The organism is Salinibacterium sp. AL4.1 (assembly GCF_059767305.1).
Map to the genome: position 1 here is coordinate 549408 of NZ_JBSOQK010000002.1, position 19097 is coordinate 568504.

Sequence of the window (19097 nt, forward strand, 5' to 3'; positions counted from 1 at the left end):
CAGCGGCTCACCTACCCGGCAATCGACGCGCCCCTTTTCATCGCAACGGTTCCTGCGGCGCTGGCGGCGTTGGGCCTACAGCGCCTTTCGCGCAGCCGCAAGCCGCTTGGGCACCTCGCGGTAGGCCCCGGGAAGAAACCGGTGATCGTTCGGGAGCTCAAGCCGCAGATCGTCAACGCCGCCAATAGTGAGACGAAAATCGCGACTCCCTCGATGCACCCGAATCCGCTCGAGCCTGATGAGAGGCCAGGTCGCCAACAGCTCTCGTGGAAGCCCTGTCAGTCGCGATCGACGAATGAGCACTAATCGGCGATCCGTAAGTACGAAGTACATTCGTAGCGTTCGCTGCGCAAGCGCTGGGTCGATGCCGAGTTCAGCTGCATGATTCAACCATTCGTTGGTCTTCGGGTCTTTCGCTCCGCCCGAGACAAATGACGAGTTGCCCACGGCGCCCGCAACCGCACCGTTCAGGCCGCCTATTAGTTCCGCGGCAAAAGTGCCGGGCCGCTGCACGTGGAGCCCCGCGAGAACAGTCTCGTCGGGCGCCAAGAATCGGCGAACTCTTCGCGCGACCTTCGCCGTGGGATCACTGCGTCTGCTGAAAAATGGCACTATCCGCCTCTCGATCCTTGGCCACTACCTCTAGTTACGGTCGCTCAACACGCAGTGTCTATTCTCCCGCCATGCGCCGAGCGCTGTGACTTCTGACGATTCAGCCCGCGGCATCATCCAATTCTTGGATAAGCGAGCCTCGGTGGGAAACAGTTAGCGCTCGTCTCAGTCAGTGAGCGCCGGGATGATCGCTCCCGAAAACACTTGCCACGCGAGCGCCGTCTTCGCGACCAGGCTGAGCGTGACGTAGGTTCGCTCCCCCTGCAGGTAGCTCTTCCACTTACCCACTTGCTTGTATTGCAGCCACTGGTTGAGGGCGAAGGTATTGAAGAACACGAAGAGCGAGATCACGATGCCGACGACAAAGCCGGGGGCGGCAACCTCGTTCGCGCTTCCCGGCCGCAAGAAGTAGATGAGGATGAGAATCCACGGCACGACGCCGACCATCGATCCGAAGATGAAGGGCAGCATCCCACCCGATCCGGGCTTCTCATACTTCTCTTGCAGCGCACCGAACAGAATCATGGCGGCGTTCACGGTGAATACTGCGAACAGTGCCGCGATATCCGTCACTCCATTGATCGCGAGAATCAGCCAGATCATGATCGAAGAACTGAGCGAGTATTCGGTCCAACGAAAGTAGTTGCGGCTCTCGAGCAGCCCATTCTTGTAGCGCCCGAAGAACCACGGGCTCGACACCAGAAAGTGGAACAACGCACTGAGTGCGAGAAACGCCACAACACCGACGCCGATATTAACTTCGAAAACGGTCACCCGCTCGGGAGGAATGGGCGCTCCGGGAGGGCCCGCGAGGTAGTCCGCCGTGACGGCGAAGAGAACTTGAGTGCTGAGCATCGTGAGCACGATCGCGAATCCGATCGCCTGCAGCAGGTGCAGACTGCCCGCCACGACGTTGTAGATCCGTAGCCGATCTACGTGCTGTTCTGGAGAATAGGTCTTCTTGGACACGGGATATTCCCTTCGGCGATGAGTGCCACGTTAGCACCGGGCTGTCGCGCCGACGCCCCCGCGAGACACTGGTCTACGGCGCCACTACTGCCAGCGGCCCATTCCTGCCGACGAAGACTGTTCGATCGGCTGTGCCCGGCAGCGGATGCAACTTGAGCTTGTGAGCGAGCGCCACCGAGGCTGCGTTGGCCGGGTGCACTACCGCCACCAGCAGCAGAGCGTGGATGTGGGCGCGCGCGTAGGCGAGGAGAGGGCGCATCGCCTCGTACCCGATTCCTTGGCCTTGATGCGCGGGGTGAACAATCCAGCTCACCTCAAGACATCGTGTCATTGCCGTGAGCGAGCGCAATTGCAGGCTCACCTCGCCGACCAGTTCACCGTCACGTTCGATAGCCACGGCGAGTACGTCATCCACCCGGTTCAGTTGAGTCTGCCGCGTTCGTCGCTTCAGTTGCCGCAGCGCTGAGCGGCGATTGCGTTGTGGCCACGCGGTGTATTGGCTCACTTGGGGGTTCGATTGCATCTCATGCCACCGCTCGGCGTCCGCCATGCGGTGCGGGCGAAGCAGGAGGCGCTCGGTATGCATGATCGGCACGCGCAACGACAGTTCCAGGGTGGGCTGAGCGTCGTCTCTGGGCATGAATTTACCGAACCGCTGTATCCGTCGAGTACGTGTTTCTTCGTATTCACTGAATACTGACACAGCGACTGACACGAACTTGTCGCGGGGATTCCGGTTCTGTAAACAGGACGTAAATTACGGCGGATGCCGTGGGAACGATTCGTCTGAGACTCGCGAAGGCGAGATTATTCTCGAAGGTTGCCCGCTACGAATGACAGTTCGTCGCCATCGCGCGACATCTCGCGGAACCCGAGGCGCTTCGCGAGAGCGATGGACGCTTGGTTGCTCTGGTCGATCACGGCAACGAGCCACTGAATCTTTGCCTCAGTAAAGGCGAACTCCATCATGGCGTCCGCTGCTTCGCGAGCGTAGCCCTGGCCGTAGGCATCCGGATGCAAGATCCAGCTGATCTCTGCGGTACGGCTCGAGAGTGAGACGGAGCGAAGGTGGAGCGATACATCGCCAAGAAGTTGACCGTCCCGCTCGATTGCGAGCGCAAGGAAGTCGTTGGCCTGCAACAGTTTCACGTGCTTGGTGCGGTGACGCAGGTGGGCATGGGACTCGGAGCGTGACCGTTCGGGCCACGAAGTGAACTTGTGAACGTCGGGCGACGACTGGATTTCGTACCAGCGTGCAGCGTCCTCGATGCGATGCGGGCGCAGAGTAAGACGGTCGGTGACCAGCGTGGGCGCGTTGACAGCGCGGTCCATTGAGGGACCGCGCACGAAGCGTGGGCGAAGGCTCAGCTTCATCAAGCGTTTTCCTCATTCAGTCGAAGGACAGGAGATCGTGGCGGGACCTGCGGTATACCAATCGCGAGTCCATTTCGAAAGAAAACCACAGTTTTCTATGAAACGACCACGAGAACGCACGACTTTTGCTGGCACGTCAGATTCGTCGCTCGAACGTGGCCGGTCGGCCAGAAGCGCCGCGCGATTCAGCGGCGCGCATCGCGCGAGCGAGGGCGGCAGCCACGACACACACTCACTGGCGTTGGCGGCAAACAAAGGACATCAGAATCCCGGAACAACAAACTGTGGCCCTTTCATTCAATCGAAGTGGCCTTGCGATCATTGGGCACTTCTCGAATTTGCTAGAGATTGTTCCACGCTAGGACAGGTTTTGTTCCACAGCCGCCCAGCAATCCCCCGTTATGACTCTCGCTTGATAACGCTGTCGGCGCATTTCTCTCTGCAGTTGTGGGTACGAAGCCGCAACAGCGACCCGATCATTAGGTCCGTGCCGACAAGAACTTGAGATGTTGTCGGCGGATTCAAGCACAATGTAAGAGTGAAGATTTTTATAAGCAGCGTCCGCAACGGACTCGAAGCCGAACGCGACGCACTTCCTGGCCTAATCATGGCCATGGGCCACGAGCCAGTGCGGTTCGAAGATTTCACCGCGCAGCCCATTCCGAGTCGTGAGGCATGCATTCGAGCGGTCGAGTCCAGCGATGCCTATCTTCTTCTTCTGGGCCCGCACTACGGCACCGTCTTTCCTGAGACAGGACGCTCCGCTACTCACGACGAATGGACTACTGCCGAACGCTTAGGGAAACCTCGCTTTGTTCTTCGGAAAACAGGTGTCGAGCTCGACCAACCGCAGCAAGTGTTTGAGAGAGCGCTCGGCGACTACGGATCGGGTCGATTCTTCAAGTTCTTTGAGACAGTCGCTGAGGTGCAGCAAGCTGCGGCTGGAGCAATCAGAAGCTTGGAGCAGTCTCCGGGGCTACTAGAGTTCGAACCACTCGACGGAATCGTGGATGTCGCTTGGCTAGAGGGCAATAACGCAAACAGGGGTTTAAGCTCATCAGGCGTCCCCCTCTTGGAAGTGCACGTCGTTCCCTTAGACGGTCAGCTCTTGTCCTCGCGCATGCTGGAGCAGGTTTTCACCGGGGCCCCATCCCACGTACGTTCCGCAGGGTTAGTGAGTGCCACTGAAGCGCTCGATATCGACCAAGCGAGTGACGCAGTTCGGCTTAACGTCCCCCCGACTGCGACGGGAGGTTGGAACAGCGTACGGAGCGGGGCACTCGCGACCGTCAGAGTGTCAACGGACGGACAGACAGCCGTAGCATTTCGCCTCCCCAGCGACCAGATGGGCCAGATTTTGGACTCAGCGGACGCGACCGCTCGCGTAGCGTCAGCGCTTCGCCTTGTGGGCCAGCTCGACATGACAAGAGCGACCAAAATTGCAATCGGCATCGGGCTGAGCTCGAAATCGATGGTGACGATCGGGGTGGCTGGGCAACCCCCACGTAACAGTGCGTCAATGACTATGGAGAGCGGGCCCGTACATGTGTTGCCTGACGAGTCTGTGTCCCGCGCTGCGCTAGACCGAGGAGCGGACGAAGTAGCTGCGACTTTAGTTCGCTCACTAATTCGGAACTTCACGGAATCGCGTCGAAACTAGCCTCTAGACTTCGAACAGAAACCTGAAGGGCTCTCAATGCCAGCTACCGACCATGCCACTACGTGGAAAGCGCTCGAAGCGATCAGCGAAGCGATTTCTGGCTCCAACGAGTCCGCGAATTTGCGAATTTTGCTATGGGGCAGAGATGAATGGCCTTACTGGTACCGTGTGCTTCTGACCCAGATTCACGCCCTCACGGCGGAGGCTCCCATTGAATACATCACCAGCAGCGTCAAAGATTCCCGCATCGAAAGCGACGACATTTACGCTTTCACCGCTAATCTCGCAATTCACGTGCAGGTTTCGGGTCTAACTGATGCCGATCATCACCAAGGTGCCACCGTACGGACGACGGCATGGCCACGAACCGATCTCACCGCGCTGACCGTCGTCGACCTGAAGCCCTTCCCGCTTGAGGACAGTGGAATGGAAGCGGCGGCGCGGCGCGGCTTAACTCTTGAATTGCACTATGGGGAGCGCGAGGCTCTCCGATTGCCGCTTCCGAGGTTAACCAGCAATCACGCGCTTGAGAGTCTTTACCCTTCCTTCCTGGCCGACCTCACCAGAGAAACTGTGTGACTATTGGCAGACGCAATCAAGTGACGTAAAGCGCCACCCCTCTCACTCCGCAACGCTTAATAAGGGCCGCGTCGACACAACTCTTTTCAAGGGGGCGCCACACGCCGGGAATGCTCCCCGTTGCACCGAATCGCAGAGCCCTACTGCACAGCCTAAAAAATCCGGCTCGAATGATGATCAGCTCACCGAAGATCAGGCGTCTAAAGACTCAGAGAACTCGATGCCCTTAGGTAGCCGAACAAGTTGCTCACGTCGCACGTCATTGTGGGTTGCCGATTCTTCGCACGGGCGACTGGCTCGACGATCGTCTCCCTGGCCGCCCGCGCCACGTACACTGCTAAACGATCCCAACGGTCTTTGGGACAAGATCGAGCGCTTAGCGCCTGAATCGAGTGCTCCGTGACGGCTGGCCACTTCATGGGACCGCTCTAGCGCTCGGTCGGGCGAACTGGCCCTGCGAGTAAGGAATTCCTAATAGGCGAAGGCCAACAACTCCTGGCAATCTTGATCAGCGTCAGGTGCACTCCCTGCAAATACGTTGAAGCTAATGAGACGGATGGGGCTCGTCAACGAACAGCGTTGCAAGATTCCTGCCTCGTCATTCGCTTCAGCGACGCCAACACGAAAGAGCTGACCCCGAAAGCAGGCCACGGGCTACACCGCGCCGTTCTGAAGGCTAAATAGTCGGAAATTTCAACATTGCATTCGCCTACAAGTTCTCCTCGAAAACTTGCGGATGAGCACAGACGCAAGCGAGCGGAATGTGGAAAGTCTCACGCAGGAAGAGCGGCGATCCCCACATCCATTTCGCGTGCAGCACCAGGCTGTCCTGAAGCGGGATGATGCAAGGAAGCGTGCTCGTGCCCCGTGGGCCTCACGCCGCCCTAGCCGGCTGTGTCGGGAATGGGTTGAAATCGCGCTCAAAGAGTACGATTAGGGCCTCTCCGTGAGATCCTTCAAATAGCAATGATCACGCCCCTGCGACTCCAGCGCCCAGTGACAGCAAGCCAACGAACTAGCAACCCACCGGAATCTCGTCTTCTACGAATCTCAGCGACTGACACTTGTATAACACCTGTATGGCATCGGCTTACAATGCGTCTCTGGATCGGAAAGAGTCAATATCATAAGCGGCAATAGTTTGCACTCAGTTCGTGTATAACTAGACCCATGAACAAACTACCCGCATTCAGCGAAGCGCGAGTCCAGCCCAAGCTGGAGGAGCGCCCTACGGGACTTCCAGCGCGCGAAGATCTCGTGCGAAGCATGCTCTCCAAGACGCGACGTCACGGAACTCCAATCCGACGCGTGTTCGTTCAACTAGATCGTGCTCCTGGGCTAGCTAATCGCAGCAGCATCCTCGCGAAATTCCGCAGCTCTTCGCATCTCGATGCGTTTCTTCTTATTCATGCACTGGCATCAGCCAAAGACCCGTACGAAGCGGTGTACCCAGCAGCCTCGTGGGCGCGCGCGCTCGGTCTGGATGAGAACACCGGCTCAAGTGCAGAGGATCTTACAACCGCGAAAACGCAGTGGTCCAAGAACGCAAGCAAACTTGTATCGCTGAACCTCATCGACAGGCAGCGCGCAGGCAACAGAGCTCGTTGGGTTCTTCTCAATGAATCTGGAGACGGCACGGATTACGTGCGGCCAAAGACAATCCGAGACGGTCATTGGTTCGTGCTGCCTGAAGCCTACTGGCTAGATGAGCACTACCGGACTCTATCGTTCCCTGCAAAGGTGATGCTCCTCATCGCACTTTCCAGCAAACCAGGATTTACCCTTCCTCTTGAAAGAGTAAAGGACTGGTACGGAGTATCTCGCAGCACCGCACAGCGCGGATTCGCCGAGCTCCAGAAGGTCGGCATACTCACATATACGCAGACTTGGCGGATCGACCCTAGTGACCCAAGCCAGTGGTCCGAGGTACGTGAGTACGACCTCCTCGGCCCCTACTCGCCACTATCGATCAACAAATCAATGCAGACGCGAAGAGCAAGCAGCCCCTCTGCGGGCATCGCTGGCGTCGACAATCCTGTCCAAAACGAGCTCCTTACCGCCTCACCGCGGCCAAGGAAACCCAAATCAAAGAAAGGAGGTGGTAAGCAGTGAGCAAATACAAACACCGCCCACTCGGTCCCGGTGGGACCTGGAAAACTGGGCAACGCGTTCCCAACGCTGGCCAGTGGGTCGATCAGTTCGGCGAAGTTGACAACTTCTTCGCCGGCACGACGTTCCCGCCGTGCATCGGCCGCAAGGGCGAATGCGCATACCGCAACCCGGTGATCTAGGCCGCTGTAACGGCTTCACCAATCTGCATATCAGTAGACGGGGCGTGGGTCCATGGACTCGCGCCCCTGTTGCAACAAAACTCTTGCGTCTGGTGCGACATGACCCACCCTCGCACGTTTCATACAGCGCGGCAAGCTCACCTAATAAACCAAACTTGCTTCGATGGTGGTTCCTAAACATCAAACCACCACCAGCGGCCCCCTTAACGCGATTTGAACTTTCTGATCAAGACGTTCGTGTTGGCAATCTACTCGTCACAATCCCTTGGCACACCGGCCAATTGCAGTGGCCCCAACGCCAACGTTGAAGGAAGCCCCCTTACGCAACAAGAGAAGCCGTGGTCGCAAGGGCACAGGAAACTGGAAAACTTGAGCGGATCCGAGAACATCTTGCCGCCACCGTGAGCAAGTCCATAGAGTGGCCTCATCCCTCGGTCATCTTCGATCTCGAAGATCGACGCGGCAATTTTCTCCGAATCTTTATAGCGACAGCCCAAAACACGCAACTCCACTCGGAGCGCTTCAGTGCCGCTACGCAATGGTCACACCTCCCCATTCTCGACGCTTACTTAAAGGCAGCGTCTCGTCGCGAACTGATCGTCGCTCAAAACATGGCCCGCGCAATGCAAGAAACTAGCGGTCTGCTCCATGAAGTCCAGTCGCGGCTGAACGGGACCACTTTTCGAGTCGACGAGTCAAATCAGCAATCATTCGGCTAGGCATTCTGGAGCGAGATCGTTCGCGCCCGTCTCGGAACATCCGATCTGTCGCTCCGGGAGCCGCTTTTGGCTGCGGATGTCGCTGAAACTTCACTCAAGCCTCCGGGGGCTCTGCGTGCATTCGCGGCCTTGCTGTCGAAACTGGCTTCGAAGATATCAGTTCGTGGTTCGCGATATTCCGCGGTTCGGTCCGCCAAAACGCAGGAAGTCGAAGCGGCGCCGTGGCAGGATTCGCGAGGGCAATCGAGGAAGAGCAGGCGCTGGCGAGTGGGCGATTCCCTCTGGAACTATCCCCATCTTGAGATACGAGTACCTAGGCTTCGGATCGGCTTCGCTCGAACATCGCTCCCGCTGCACCTGGGATGGTCCTCGACACAAAAGCCTGCGTGAAATGGGTGAATCAGACCCCAACATCACCAGATTCAATGGAGTTGAGCGAGCTCATCATTGGAAACCTCTAGGCGGTGGAGAGAGCGAGCAAAATAGAGCAAACCAGCTCGATGCGTCTTCAGAAAATTCCTCCTCGACGCGATGCGCCTCAGCAAGGGTGAGCCGTCAGGTTGCTGCCTATTCAATGCGGGCATGGCTGACGTCGACAATCGCCGGAGACTAGTCGTGCTTATCCGCAAGTTCTAAGGGAGCGAAAGGGATACATCCGGAACCGGACGCTAGCGTTCGTCGGCTGTACTCTCGCTACCGGGCGAGCTGTCAAAATAGATCTGTTCGGCTAATGGCGTCGGTCGATATACTCGTTTGTTCCCGTCAAGCTCCCTGTCTACGAGGCCTCGTTCGTCTAGGTTCTTTGCACGCCTTCCCACGAGTTGGTAAGAACAGTCCAGCTCGCCGGCGACTTCAGAGGGACTCAATTCGCGCTTCTCGGTCGCTAGCGCCTGAAGAATTCCAAGTTCGACCTGAGGCAGCAGGGCCGAATCCTCGACCGCCCGAAGAGTTGGTTCGTATTTTCGCGAAAGATTGATCACGTTGCAATGGCCGCTACGGCACTCTGGGCACAACATTCCGTAGGCGCGCAGCGCGGGAAGCGCCTCAAGCTCTTGGTGGTGGCCGCAAGAGTCGCAGATAATCTCTTGGTTGTTCCGAATATAGCTTTGAAATATCGGCGTAAAGTCGAACGGCCGCCCCACAAAGTACTGTCGAAAGCGCTGTTCGCGCTTGCCTGTCGGCCGCCCGAACTCAATCACTTGCTGCTGACATAGCCCGTAGTTCAGAGCGTAAACGGCTACCTTCTTACCGTCTCGATTTCTCATCTCACAGTACTTCGTGACGAAAAAGTTAAGTTCTAAGCTACGAAGCAATGGCTCATGGTCCGGCCCTAGGTGGAAATGGCTTGTTGGGGCGGCCCCATCAACTTCCTTGATTGGATTTGCATCTGATTTCTTCAACGCACGAGCCCGCTCTACGATCACGTCCAAAAGGTCTTTGAGACTGAAGATCGATGAGCGCTCGGCAAAGCTCTCTTGAAGGAAGCGGTTCATTTCGAAACCCGCCTCGATTTTTTCTTCGTAGTAACGCTGAGCGGCGCTTCTTATCGCCCCAGAGCCAATTTTCTTGTCATAGAGAAGGGAATTCTCGTACGCGAAGTACAAGAGGTATCCGACGTTTCGGGGATTTGCCATTGTGGCGTAGAAGATTTGACGCCACACGTCATTACTTGCCGAGTCAAAAAGTTCGGGTATTGGCTCTGCTCGGTAGTGAGTGAGCCGCCGTGTTACTAATCTCCGAGTAAAATCAATTGCTTTCTCCTCCATGGCCCCCACGTCCGACCCCCCGTACAGATCGAAGAGATCTAGGTTCACTTCGTCGATCTTCGTCGGATCGATGGCCCCGTAGTAGATGCGAGTGGGGTAGGCAGCCACCTTGAACTTGATCAGCTCATCAGACCAATTATTGAGGGGCGCCAACAGGACGTCGACAACAAGACGCATCGCTGGTTCCGGCATTTCGGAAAAGTCGTCTATAAACACGTATAACTGATCTATCCCACATTTCTGGAGAATGTCTCGGAGTCGAGAAATGAACTCCTTAAGGTCAAACACACGCATCAAGACATCGGCTTGGTCGGTTTCTTCGGATCGCGATGTGGATTGAGTCACGTTCGCCGAGAATGACAATTCGGGACCCGTCGCCCCAAGCGCGGCTCCCCCACCTGCTGAACTCCCCGAGGTATCGCTAAGTCCAGTGCGTTTAGATTCGATAATCGTCCCAAGTACGCTCTCAAACCGGTTCGACATTGCCTCGTCAAGGAGCGCTTCGAGACCGATGAACAGGTCTGGAACGCCGCCGCCCACGCTTGCTTTCACCCGCTCCCAAAAGCTCGACTCGATTCGATTGGTCAGCTCATCTTTAATCGAATGTATGACTGCACTTACGAATTGACGATTTAGAAGTAGCTGTTCAAGCGAGGCTTTGGGCAGTGTGCTTGCGGCTTGGGAAGTAGCCAAAACACCTGGATCGACCCTCGACGACTCATACACACTCTTTATGTCGATATAGGCAGTAGTGATCCTATTTCTCTTTCTGAGGTCGCTCTGAGCCCGCTGGAAGATAGTAGACTTCCCTGTCCCCTTTCGCCCAATTAAGAACGTAGTGTTCGGCTTCAGCAGCGTCTGCAAAACGTGATCATTAGGAAGTGGGTCCACGTAGAGGTCTTCGATGACCCTTTCCCCATTGGTGTCTTTTAGCTCCGCCCGCCGATAAAGCTTCAGCGACTGCGCAGCATCGCGGAAGCCTGCGTGTCCTGTGGCTGTAGACCGCACCATGGATCCTCATTCCCGAAGCAAAGTTTCCACCATGCTCGCATAGTCCTCGCCGATCCGTTCGGATTACGCGCTTCGACTTTCAAAGCTCTAAACGAGATCCGCCATTCGGCGCGAGGTCGGTGAAGTCGACGACAAGACCCAACCGAACCTTGGCGCCGCCGCGGCAGCTCCTCAAGCTCATTGAGATCGACTATAAATGCAGACGCGACAGCGGCAGGCCGATATGGTTTGAACTTGACCACAGATGGAACTGGTCAGCGATACTTACGTTGGGGGTGGCACAAGTGACGCGCCACCGCAAGATGCGATTACCGAACGCCGACGTCAGTGCATCGGGTCGTCTATCAGATGGATGGTGCGCCTTTAGTCATTCAGCACCACACTCATATACATAACGCGGCCTGCATCTGAATTTGACGAATCGAGTCCCGTCGGACGGCGGCTTATGATGAGTCGCTCACTAGACCTTGAGGAATGCGACTGGAGTGACCAGTTCGACTCGGCCATTGTCGAGTTGGCCCCCGATGCACAGCGCGTCGGTGGAGCGCGGGACGTGCGACTGACACCGTTAGCGCTCAGGCCAGAGCGACCCCAGTTCTTGCTCTAGCTTTGCCAACGTGACGATGTCCGGCCATGACTTCCCCTGAAGCAATGCCCCGATCGTGGCGCGGTCTACGGCTGCCGCCGCCGCGATCTCGCGGATGCTGCGCTCTCCGATGGCGTCTCGGAGATTCAAGACGAGCTGTCTGGCCCTTTCTGCGACCGGGTCAGCGCACGGCACCTCGGGCCAGTCCTCACAGATTTCTGCCGGAAGGGCGCGCGAGGGGCGAGGACTCATGCATTGAGCGTAGCGGCAATGTCGGTGGCCCTCACCATAGTTAGTGGCTGTAGTTATAGCCATCAATTGAGGGGAGCGCGGCCGCATGAGTTGTTGTCACGCGATGCCGTATCGGCCCCTAGTCGACGAGCGAGCTTTCGGCTCTGAACGCGACAACTCCCACCCGGTGAAAAACTCGCCGCATAGGGATGGGTATGAAGACATCATCCTCAACCCCATCGACAAAACAAGCAGCCAAAACCGAAGCGCCGGGCGCCGGGGTGGCGCTCTCTGCCGCGGAGGTCATCGCTCAGTTGACTAAACGCTATAAGCCGAAACAGCATCGGCTCGCGTGGGACGAAGCGCGCTCTTTCGTCATGGAGGCCGTCACCACGACGGCGTTGGCCGGCAACCGCGACGCCAGCAGGCTCATGAGCGTGGCCGCGCCTTTTGTGATGTGGTGTGTCGAAGAGCACGGGCTTGAGCTTCGGGCTGAGCTTATCTTCGCGCCAACCCTTATCGACCGATATTGCCGTACTGCTTTCAACCGCGAGGGGACTGGCAGTTCGTACCGCTCAGTTCTTCTGGCAATATCCTCTGCCGTGCTCCCCAACTCTGCGCCGAAGATGACGCCAATGCACAAACGCTCAATCCACGCGCCGTACACGGATTCCGAGTTGAAATCCTACGCACTATGGGCTTCAGGGCAAAAGACCGAACTAGCACGCCATCGGTGCATGCTGCTCGTCGCGCTCACAGCCGGAGCCGGCCTCCACTCAGGCGAGATACGCACGTTGCGCCGCACCGACGTAAGCGTCGACAGCGCCGGAGTGCTCGTTCAAGTTCGAGGCGGAAGCCCGCGTCAAGTTCCTGTTCTGCACGAGTGGGAAAAGTGGATGGAAGAGACCGTCGCCCAATATCCGGGCGTCGACCTGCTTTGGGGCGGTCCGCGACCAAGCGGCGGCAAGAATATGGTGAACCATTACTTGGCGCGCACCATGGGCTCCGCACCGGCGCCTGCACGGCTACGCGCCAATTGGATCACTAGTCACCTCAAACGTGGCACACCGGTTAAGGAAATACTTCGCGCTGGAGGCATGGCGAAGTTTGTAAACCTCGACCAGTATCTGGCCTACGTGGAGGCAGTGCCGATGGCCAAATACCGCGTGATGCTGCGAGGTGAGGAACGCCCTTGACAGCAAACATTGATGCCACCGAAGTTGCTAGCGCGCTGTGCGAGCAGCGGATGATGGACACGTTCGGCATGGGGTCTGAGGAACGTGACGATGAACACGCACTCGGACCAGTGTCTCTGGCATACCTTCGCAATTCCATCGCGCTCATCGAGAAGTCCGGCATCAACGACAAGATTATGCAGTGGGAGAGCGAAACTCGCACCTCAGCGGCAGGACGTAAGCGGGTCGTGCCGCTGACCGCCATTCTTCCCATCATGCTGCTTCACATCCAAATGGGGCGCGGCGTCGTCTATCTAGACATCGCAAACACACTCCACCGAAGGTTTGGCGCTAAGCACTTCGAATTGCTGGGGATTCCCAACCAGCCGTCAGACAAGATGGATTGGTACCACCGTTTTTGGCGCGGATTGAAGCGAATTATCAGCCACATCGATCCCTATCCTTTCCCTCTCGACGGAAGGATGAAGGCCGATGAGTACGCGGAACGGCTCAAGGCCATAACGCAGGGTGAAAGCAAGGACGAGCACGAGCGGAATCTCGACCGCATCGACTGGCTCTGCAACCAACTAGTGCTCGCCTCGGCGCGAACCATGCCCCGGGAATTCTTACGCGACTATCGAGGCAACTGCGCCATCGATGCGAGCCTCATTGCGGTGCAAGGACGGCAAAACCCAACCAAACTAGAACTAAACCGAAGCAACCCTGACCCCTTCTCCGGTCGATACCGTCGCGGCGGAAAGCACGACGGCAAGGGCGCGAAAACCGATATTGCGGGGTACGAAGTCGAAACGGCAACAACAGTCTGGAATCGCCCTTCTGAAAGCGAGCTGTTCCCATCCGTCGTCACCGCCATTAGCTTCCACAAGCCTGGCAAACTTGTCGGCCACGGAATGAAACTCATCGAGCGACACAAGGCTGCTTTCGACCTCGACCGCTTTCTCGTCATGGCCGACCGCGCCTACAACAACGGTCGAGTCGAAACTTTCCATATCCCGGCCCGTAAAGCGGGGGTCGAGCTCGTCATCGACTACAAAACTGCCGACCTCGGATTGCAAGGCCCTTACAAAGACCTCATTCTGGTCGACGGAAACTGGCACGTGCGCAGCATGCCCCAAAAGCTCATCGACGCGACGAAGGACCTTGTCCATCTGGAAAAGGCTAAGTCCGAGCTAGGGCGAGTCGACTACGACCAGAAGCGCGCTACGCTCCTTGCTCGCCTACACAACCGCGGTGCCTACCGCATGGTTGCCAAGGGTCTCCCCGACCGCGACGGCTACCAACGATTCACCTACCCAACCGGGTCCCCCGTGCCGCACGCTCCGCTCAATGGCAAGAACAGCATCATGGTTCCGTTGATGATTCCGGAGACAACCGTCGAGTCGAAGGAGCCTGGAGTAAAGAGCCGTCGCCTCCAGCCCCTCAAGCACTTGCAACGGTTCGCCTACAAGAGTGACTTGTGGGCAAGCTACTACGGCATGCGCAACCTCGTCGAAGCTTCCAACTCGCGCTTTAAAGATTCCAACCAAGAAGACCTGGGAAACCCCAAGAAACGTTCCGGCCGAGGATTCAGCTCGAACTACCTCGTCACGGCCCTCTCCATCAGCTCATTCAACCTGCGCTCAATAGCCACATTCATCCTGAAGCTTAGAGATAGGACCGTCGAGAAGCCGGTCCGCACGCGCCGTCGAAAAGACGAGAACGAGCGCCCTCTGGCCCGCCTAGTCACCGCCCAGGCCGCCGCACCGCCAAGGTAGCCAAAAACCTAAGCCCAGACACCGCTAGCGCTACCGCTTTACCGAGACGATTCAACCTGCCCAAAAGCAGGCCTATTCGTCTTTAACGAGAACGCCGGCAGTATCCGCGGCCTGAACGGCCGCCAGGATCGACCGCGAACGGAACGATCTCATCGAGATCTGCGCGCCAAATCAATTGAATGAAGAATTCGGTTTCAAAGAATGAAACCGCCAACTGTAGCTGAGGCGGGATTCGAACCCGCGACCTCACGATTATGAGTCGTGCGCTCTCACCAACTGAGCTACTCAGCCACGTCATCCAAGTGGATGAACGAGCCCCCTATGGGAATCGGACCCATTACCTCTTCCTTACCAAGGAAGTGCTCTACCAATGAGCTAAGGGGGCACACAAAAGCGCAGAACGCGCGATTGGCACCGTAAGAGACTAGCACCCGTTAGGGGCCTCTAAGTACGCTTTTGGCCTAAAAGTGGCCGCGAATGAAGATTAGTTGACCGCATTCGCCGTAAGCCACGCGTAGGGGTCAACAGGAACATCATCCAGGTGGATTTCGAAGTGCAAATGAGCACCATAAGCGATGCCAGTTTCACCGACGAGTCCGATGAAATCGCCGGCCTTGATTTCTTGACCGACAACGATCGGGCTTGAGTCAGTGATCATGTGCGCATAGAGGCTTGTCACTTGCTGGCCGTTGATGGTGTGCGAGATAACGGCATGGTAGCCATAGCCCGACCAGTCGGCCTGGATGAGCTCAACTGTGCCATCTGCGACCGCATAGATCGGCGTTCCGGATGCTGCCGCGAAGTCGGTTCCCTTGTGGAAGCCGCCAACACGCTCACCAAAGCCATCAGTGATCGGCACCGAGTAAGGGAAGGGCCAGCGCACAGCTCCCGTGGTGGCGTTGTACTCGTAGCTCACACCCGCGTACTTGAGGGCGAGCACTTCGGCGGTCGAGATGACCTTGATGTCGTCGTGGGCGGCAACTTCGCTCTCAACCTCATCCGAGACAGCAAGTGACTGCGCGGTGCCTGGTGTGGCACTGAGCGCGGCCAAATCTGCTGCTGGCGCTCCTGCGGCGATCACGGCCGAGTCCGCATTCACAAACACGTTTGAAGGAACAGAGACGCCAACCAGAATCGGGAAGGCAAACAGCATCGCCACCAACGAGAGGGCTTTGGATGCCGGACGCTTGCTGCTTGAGCCCGACGAGCTGCTCGGGGCGAGTGCCTTGCGCGACACCCACACACGCTTCGACTTGACCGTGGAACCGCTCTTCTTGCGAGAACGCGGAGCCGTTGTCGCCGCGGCTTGCTTTGGAGTTCGAGCGGCCTTGGCAGCCTTGCCAGGCTTTGAGCGCTTCCGCGAAGCGGGCGTCGCCACTGAAGCTTCGGCTGTCGCTGCGGCGGCGTCGTACGAGGACGCCACGAGAGTGGTGGGGGTGATTCCGAGAAGATCGAGGGGCTCGTCAGCTCGAATACTCGTGGGCGCTGTATCGGGCGCGGGTTCCTCGGTTGGCGCGTTCACTGTTGCGATCGGAGCGGTGAAGAGTCGCTCAGAAACCGTGGGAGCACCTGAGGTGGGCGGAACAACGGAAGCCGGGGCGGGAGTCGCTGCCACCGGAATAGCCGGCACCTCTACGGCGGCCTGCTTGTTACGCATCGAGCGACGACTCGGCAGCGCGGCCGCGGGCTCAACGGAGCCGCTCGCGATTACTGCTGGTTCGACAACGGCGCGTTCAACGACCTCAGCTTCAACAACCGCAGTTTCAACGACCAGCGCCGGGATGACGGTCGGTGCAACCTCGACCGCTACGGCCTCGGCAATTTCGGGCTCAGGGCTCGAAGGCGACGGGCTCGAGTGCGACGTGAACAGATCGGCGAGAACGGGAGCAGCCGGCGCCTCCACCGGATGCTTCGAGCTCGACTTCTTGCGACTGCCTTGCTGCGCTTGACGCTCACGCTCGCGCATCTCTTTACGCGTGAGGGGAGGGTTCTCCCCTGTTCCCGGGTGCTGTGGAAACTGGGTGTCGCGGCTCATATACCGAGCCCTGGGTGGCGGGAGGAGAACGTCACTGCGGCGTAAGCGCTCGTCAGCAACATTCTTCTCCTCCACGCGATTCACCTGCTAGGTGTGAATGCATAATTCGGGTGATTGACCCACGCAGGTCGGGTTGCGCGGGTAACAGATTCATAAAGGCTAGCGTGCAAGTGGTCTAGTTGCCAGACCTTTTTTAAGTGGTCTACTTACGCGTTTAGCTGCTTCAATACTGCCTCAAGTTTCTGAGCAACGGCTGGTTCCGCAGCGAGAATAAAGTCCTTGCCTTCTGCCTCTGTTCCGCGTCCCTTCACTGTTGCCCCAGCCTCGCGGGCAATGAGTGCACCGGCCGCGTGATCCCAAGGGTTCAGGCTTCGCTCGAAGTACGCGTTGACTCGCCCCGAGGCCACCATGCAGAGGTCCAAGGATGCCGTTCCCATGCGGCGAATGTCGCGCACCTGTGGGAGAAGGTCTGCAATTACTCGCCCCTGCTCCACACGCAATTCCTGCAGGTAAGCAAATCCCGTTGCGATGAGCGCTTCGGAGAGGTCTACTTCGTCAGCCACGTGCAGCGGTTGTCCGTTGAGGTGGGAACCACCGCCGAGCGTGCCCGTGTAGGTCTCCCCCGCGCCCAAGTTGACGACGGCACCGGCGAGCGCCTTCCACGACGAGGGTTCAGGTTCACCCTCAACTACGGCAATGCTGATCGCATAATGCGGGATGCCGTAGAGATAGTTCACAGTGCCATCGATCGGATCAACGACCCAGGTCAGGCCACTCGTGCCACGTTCTGCCCCGCTCTCCTCGCCCAGAAAGCCGTCTTCGGGGCGAGCGTCGGCAAGGAGGGTGCGGATGAGCTGTTCGCTCTCGCGGTCGGCGTGGGTTACGACATCCACCGAGGAAGTTTTGCGGTCGGCGACCGCGACTCCTTCGATGCGCCGTTGAGCAACCAGCTCGGCGGCTTGCGTTGCAACGCGGCGGGCGAGATCCAAGAGTTCGTCGTGAGGCATTACTCCAGCCTAGGCCGCACTCGTTGCGTACTCATGCGCTTCGAGCCGGGCGCGAAGCGCACGTGACAGCGTGAGCGCCGCCTCGTCTGCGGCGGCCCGCTCCTCGGGCGCGGTCTTCTGAGGCGTTCCGGCCACGAGAGCGAGGTCGGCGGCGAACAGTGTTTTCGCCCAGTCCGCGTGAGAAAGCTCGTGGCTGCCGGCGAGCGCGCCCTGCAACCGCAGCACGTCTTCCCGCAGGGCATCAGCATTGTCGACTCCCCACATCCGCAGCACTTCTGGTCGGCTGTCAGCGGATGACGCCAGTCGCCCCAGGCTGCGAATCACGTGAGCGAGCTCGTCGTTGTCGAGGTCGAGCGCCACGGGCGGGTCGACACGGTCAGCCTCGGCACGATCTGCCTCTTCGCGCTCAACACGCAGCGATGACATCGTGTCCACGATCACGGCAATAAACAAGTTGAGCGTGATGAACGCGGCGATCAGGATGAACGGCACAAAGAACAGCCACGCCAATGGCATCACTTCCATGATCGGGCGCACGATCCCCATCGACCAGCTTTCGAGGGTCATGATCTGGAAGAGCGAATACGTCGACTTTCCGATACTGCCGAACCACTCCGGAAACTGATCGCCGAACAGTTCCGTGGACATCACCGAGGCAACGAAGAAGACAAGAGACATGAGGAGGGCGATTGCGCCGATGCCCGGAAACGAACGGATGAGGGCTTCAACGACCATCCGCACCTTCGGCATAAACTTAATAACTCGCAAAATACGGAGCACTCGGAGCGCACGAAGAACCGAAAGTGGTCCAGCACTGGGCACAAGGGCGATGCCCACAACAATGAAATCGAAGACCGACCAGCCGTCAGTGAAGAAACGCTTCGGTCCGTAGGCAACAAGCTTGAGAATCAACTCAATGACGAAGACTACGAGAGCGATTGAGTCGAGGGCGTGCAAGACGTCGTAAGCCGCTGTTCCCTGTTCTGCTGCCGTCATCAGCGCGATAATGACGGCGTTGATCACGATGACCGCGAGAACGAAATTTTGGACGAGGGCTGAGTCGACAAACTGAGCGAGCCGGGTACGAAACGATGGACTCTCGGGTGGAGTAGATAGATTCACGCGCCCATTATTCACGAAAGGCCCCGCACTGTGCGCGCGGGGCCTTTCGAATAAGTGGTGGCGAGTGAGGGATTCGAACCCCCGAATGCGAAGCAGTCTGATTTACAGTCAGATCCCTTTGGCCACTTGGGTAACTCGCCAAGACGCCTCCGGCCACATGTATTCATCTGACCGAACGCGCTGGA

At 58.0% G+C, this 19097-nt stretch carries 15 protein-coding genes and 3 tRNA genes; 6 read left to right on the forward strand and 12 right to left on the reverse strand.

From position 1 onward, the window contains the following. Positions 1 to 75 precede the first annotated feature (75 nt). From ACWTV3_RS11985 to ACWTV3_RS12000, 4 genes are all read right to left on the reverse strand, one after another. Positions 76 to 612 carry a hypothetical protein gene (locus tag ACWTV3_RS11985; RefSeq protein ID WP_498478426.1) on the reverse strand — a complete coding sequence of 179 codons (537 nt, stop codon included), beginning with the start codon at positions 610 to 612 and terminating at the stop codon, positions 76 to 78. 165 nt (positions 613 to 777) lie between these two features. Next, positions 778 to 1581: a heliorhodopsin HeR gene (gene heR / locus ACWTV3_RS11990; RefSeq protein ID WP_498478427.1), complete on the reverse strand. Its 804-nt coding sequence runs from the start codon at positions 1579 to 1581 to the stop codon at positions 778 to 780. Between the two features lie 73 nt (positions 1582 to 1654). Then, on the reverse strand, positions 1655 to 2221 hold the full coding sequence (locus ACWTV3_RS11995) for a GNAT family N-acetyltransferase (RefSeq protein ID WP_498478428.1): 567 nt from the start codon (positions 2219 to 2221) through the stop codon (positions 1655 to 1657). Positions 2222 to 2388: 167 nt separating this feature from the next. Next, positions 2389 to 2955: a GNAT family N-acetyltransferase gene (locus ACWTV3_RS12000; protein ID WP_498478430.1), complete on the reverse strand. Its 567-nt coding sequence runs from the start codon at positions 2953 to 2955 to the stop codon at positions 2389 to 2391. Between the two features lie 538 nt (positions 2956 to 3493). Between ACWTV3_RS12000 and ACWTV3_RS12005 the strand changes: the two genes are divergently transcribed. The 4 genes from ACWTV3_RS12005 (at position 3494) to ACWTV3_RS12020 (ending at position 7485) form a co-directional block, all read left to right on the forward strand. Next, entirely contained in the window at positions 3494 to 4615 is a 1122-nt protein-coding gene (locus ACWTV3_RS12005; RefSeq protein WP_498478432.1) for a DUF4062 domain-containing protein, read from the forward strand. A gap of 36 nt (positions 4616 to 4651) precedes the next feature. Beyond that, positions 4652 to 5194, forward strand: coding sequence for a hypothetical protein (locus ACWTV3_RS12010; RefSeq protein WP_498478434.1), 543 nt, complete (start codon positions 4652 to 4654; stop codon positions 5192 to 5194). A 1170-nt stretch (positions 5195 to 6364) separates the two neighbouring features. Beyond that, on the forward strand, positions 6365 to 7306 hold the full coding sequence (locus ACWTV3_RS12015; protein ID WP_498478436.1) for a hypothetical protein: 942 nt from the start codon (positions 6365 to 6367) through the stop codon (positions 7304 to 7306). Then, positions 7303 to 7485 carry a hypothetical protein gene (locus ACWTV3_RS12020; RefSeq protein ID WP_498478438.1) on the forward strand — a complete coding sequence of 61 codons (183 nt, stop codon included), beginning with the start codon at positions 7303 to 7305 and terminating at the stop codon, positions 7483 to 7485. The genes ACWTV3_RS12015 and ACWTV3_RS12020 overlap by 4 nt, the downstream gene beginning before the upstream one ends. 1387 nt (positions 7486 to 8872) lie before the next feature. Here ACWTV3_RS12020 and ACWTV3_RS12025 read toward each other — a convergent pair. Both ACWTV3_RS12025 and ACWTV3_RS12030 read right to left on the reverse strand, forming a co-directional pair. Beyond that, entirely contained in the window at positions 8873 to 10981 is a 2109-nt protein-coding gene (locus ACWTV3_RS12025; RefSeq protein ID WP_498478440.1) for a winged helix-turn-helix domain-containing protein, read from the reverse strand. A gap of 568 nt (positions 10982 to 11549) precedes the next feature. After that, positions 11550 to 11819 (reverse strand): hypothetical protein, encoded by a 270-nt coding sequence (locus ACWTV3_RS12030; protein WP_498478442.1) that lies wholly within the window; start codon positions 11817 to 11819, stop codon positions 11550 to 11552. A gap of 194 nt (positions 11820 to 12013) precedes the next feature. Here ACWTV3_RS12030 and ACWTV3_RS12035 point away from each other — a divergent pair, with 194 nt between their 5' ends. Both ACWTV3_RS12035 and ACWTV3_RS12040 read left to right on the forward strand, forming a co-directional pair. Next, on the forward strand, positions 12014 to 12994 hold the full coding sequence (locus ACWTV3_RS12035) for a site-specific integrase (protein WP_498478444.1): 981 nt from the start codon (positions 12014 to 12016) through the stop codon (positions 12992 to 12994). Continuing rightward, a complete protein-coding gene (locus ACWTV3_RS12040) occupies positions 12991 to 14748 on the forward strand; it encodes a hypothetical protein (RefSeq protein ID WP_498478445.1) in 1758 nt (585 codons plus the stop codon). Before ACWTV3_RS12035 ends, ACWTV3_RS12040 begins: the two co-directional genes overlap by 4 nt. Before the next feature lie 217 nt (positions 14749 to 14965). Here ACWTV3_RS12040 and ACWTV3_RS12045 read toward each other — a convergent pair. From ACWTV3_RS12045 to ACWTV3_RS12070, 6 genes are all read right to left on the reverse strand, one after another. After that, positions 14966 to 15039: transfer RNA gene (locus ACWTV3_RS12045), tRNA-Met, on the reverse strand. Positions 15040 to 15061: 22 nt separating this feature from the next. Next, positions 15062 to 15133: transfer RNA gene (locus tag ACWTV3_RS12050), tRNA-Thr, on the reverse strand. Positions 15134 to 15232: 99 nt separating this feature from the next. Then, positions 15233 to 16783 (reverse strand): M23 family metallopeptidase, encoded by a 1551-nt coding sequence (locus ACWTV3_RS12055; protein ID WP_498478447.1) that lies wholly within the window; start codon positions 16781 to 16783, stop codon positions 15233 to 15235. A gap of 206 nt (positions 16784 to 16989) precedes the next feature. Then, positions 16990 to 17790, reverse strand: coding sequence for an inositol monophosphatase family protein (locus tag ACWTV3_RS12060; protein ID WP_498478448.1), 801 nt, complete (start codon positions 17788 to 17790; stop codon positions 16990 to 16992). A gap of 9 nt (positions 17791 to 17799) precedes the next feature. Further along, on the reverse strand, positions 17800 to 18912 hold the full coding sequence (locus ACWTV3_RS12065) for an ion transporter (protein ID WP_498478449.1): 1113 nt from the start codon (positions 18910 to 18912) through the stop codon (positions 17800 to 17802). A 55-nt stretch (positions 18913 to 18967) separates the two neighbouring features. After that, positions 18968 to 19052: transfer RNA gene (locus ACWTV3_RS12070), tRNA-Tyr, on the reverse strand. Positions 19053 to 19097 lie beyond the last annotated feature (45 nt).

Excerpts from the sequence above, each read along its gene's own strand:
- ACWTV3_RS11995 (WP_498478428.1), bottom strand. The coding sequence starts at position 2,221 with ATGCCCAGAGACGACGCTCAGCCCACCCTGGAACTGTCGTTGCGCGTG.
- ACWTV3_RS12000 (WP_498478430.1), bottom strand. The coding sequence starts at position 2,955 with ATGAAGCTGAGCCTTCGCCCACGCTTCGTGCGCGGTCCCTCAATGGAC.
- ACWTV3_RS12010 (WP_498478434.1), top strand. The coding sequence starts at position 4,652 with ATGCCAGCTACCGACCATGCCACTACGTGGAAAGCGCTCGAAGCGATC.
- ACWTV3_RS12015 (WP_498478436.1), top strand. The coding sequence starts at position 6,365 with ATGAACAAACTACCCGCATTCAGCGAAGCGCGAGTCCAGCCCAAGCTG.
- ACWTV3_RS12025 (WP_498478440.1), bottom strand. The coding sequence starts at position 10,981 with ATGGTGCGGTCTACAGCCACAGGACACGCAGGCTTCCGCGATGCTGCG.
- ACWTV3_RS12030 (WP_498478442.1), bottom strand. The coding sequence starts at position 11,819 with ATGAGTCCTCGCCCCTCGCGCGCCCTTCCGGCAGAAATCTGTGAGGAC.
- ACWTV3_RS12035 (WP_498478444.1), top strand. The coding sequence starts at position 12,014 with ATGAAGACATCATCCTCAACCCCATCGACAAAACAAGCAGCCAAAACC.
- ACWTV3_RS12055 (WP_498478447.1), bottom strand. The coding sequence starts at position 16,783 with ATGAGCCGCGACACCCAGTTTCCACAGCACCCGGGAACAGGGGAGAAC.
- ACWTV3_RS12060 (WP_498478448.1), bottom strand. The coding sequence starts at position 17,790 with ATGCCTCACGACGAACTCTTGGATCTCGCCCGCCGCGTTGCAACGCAA.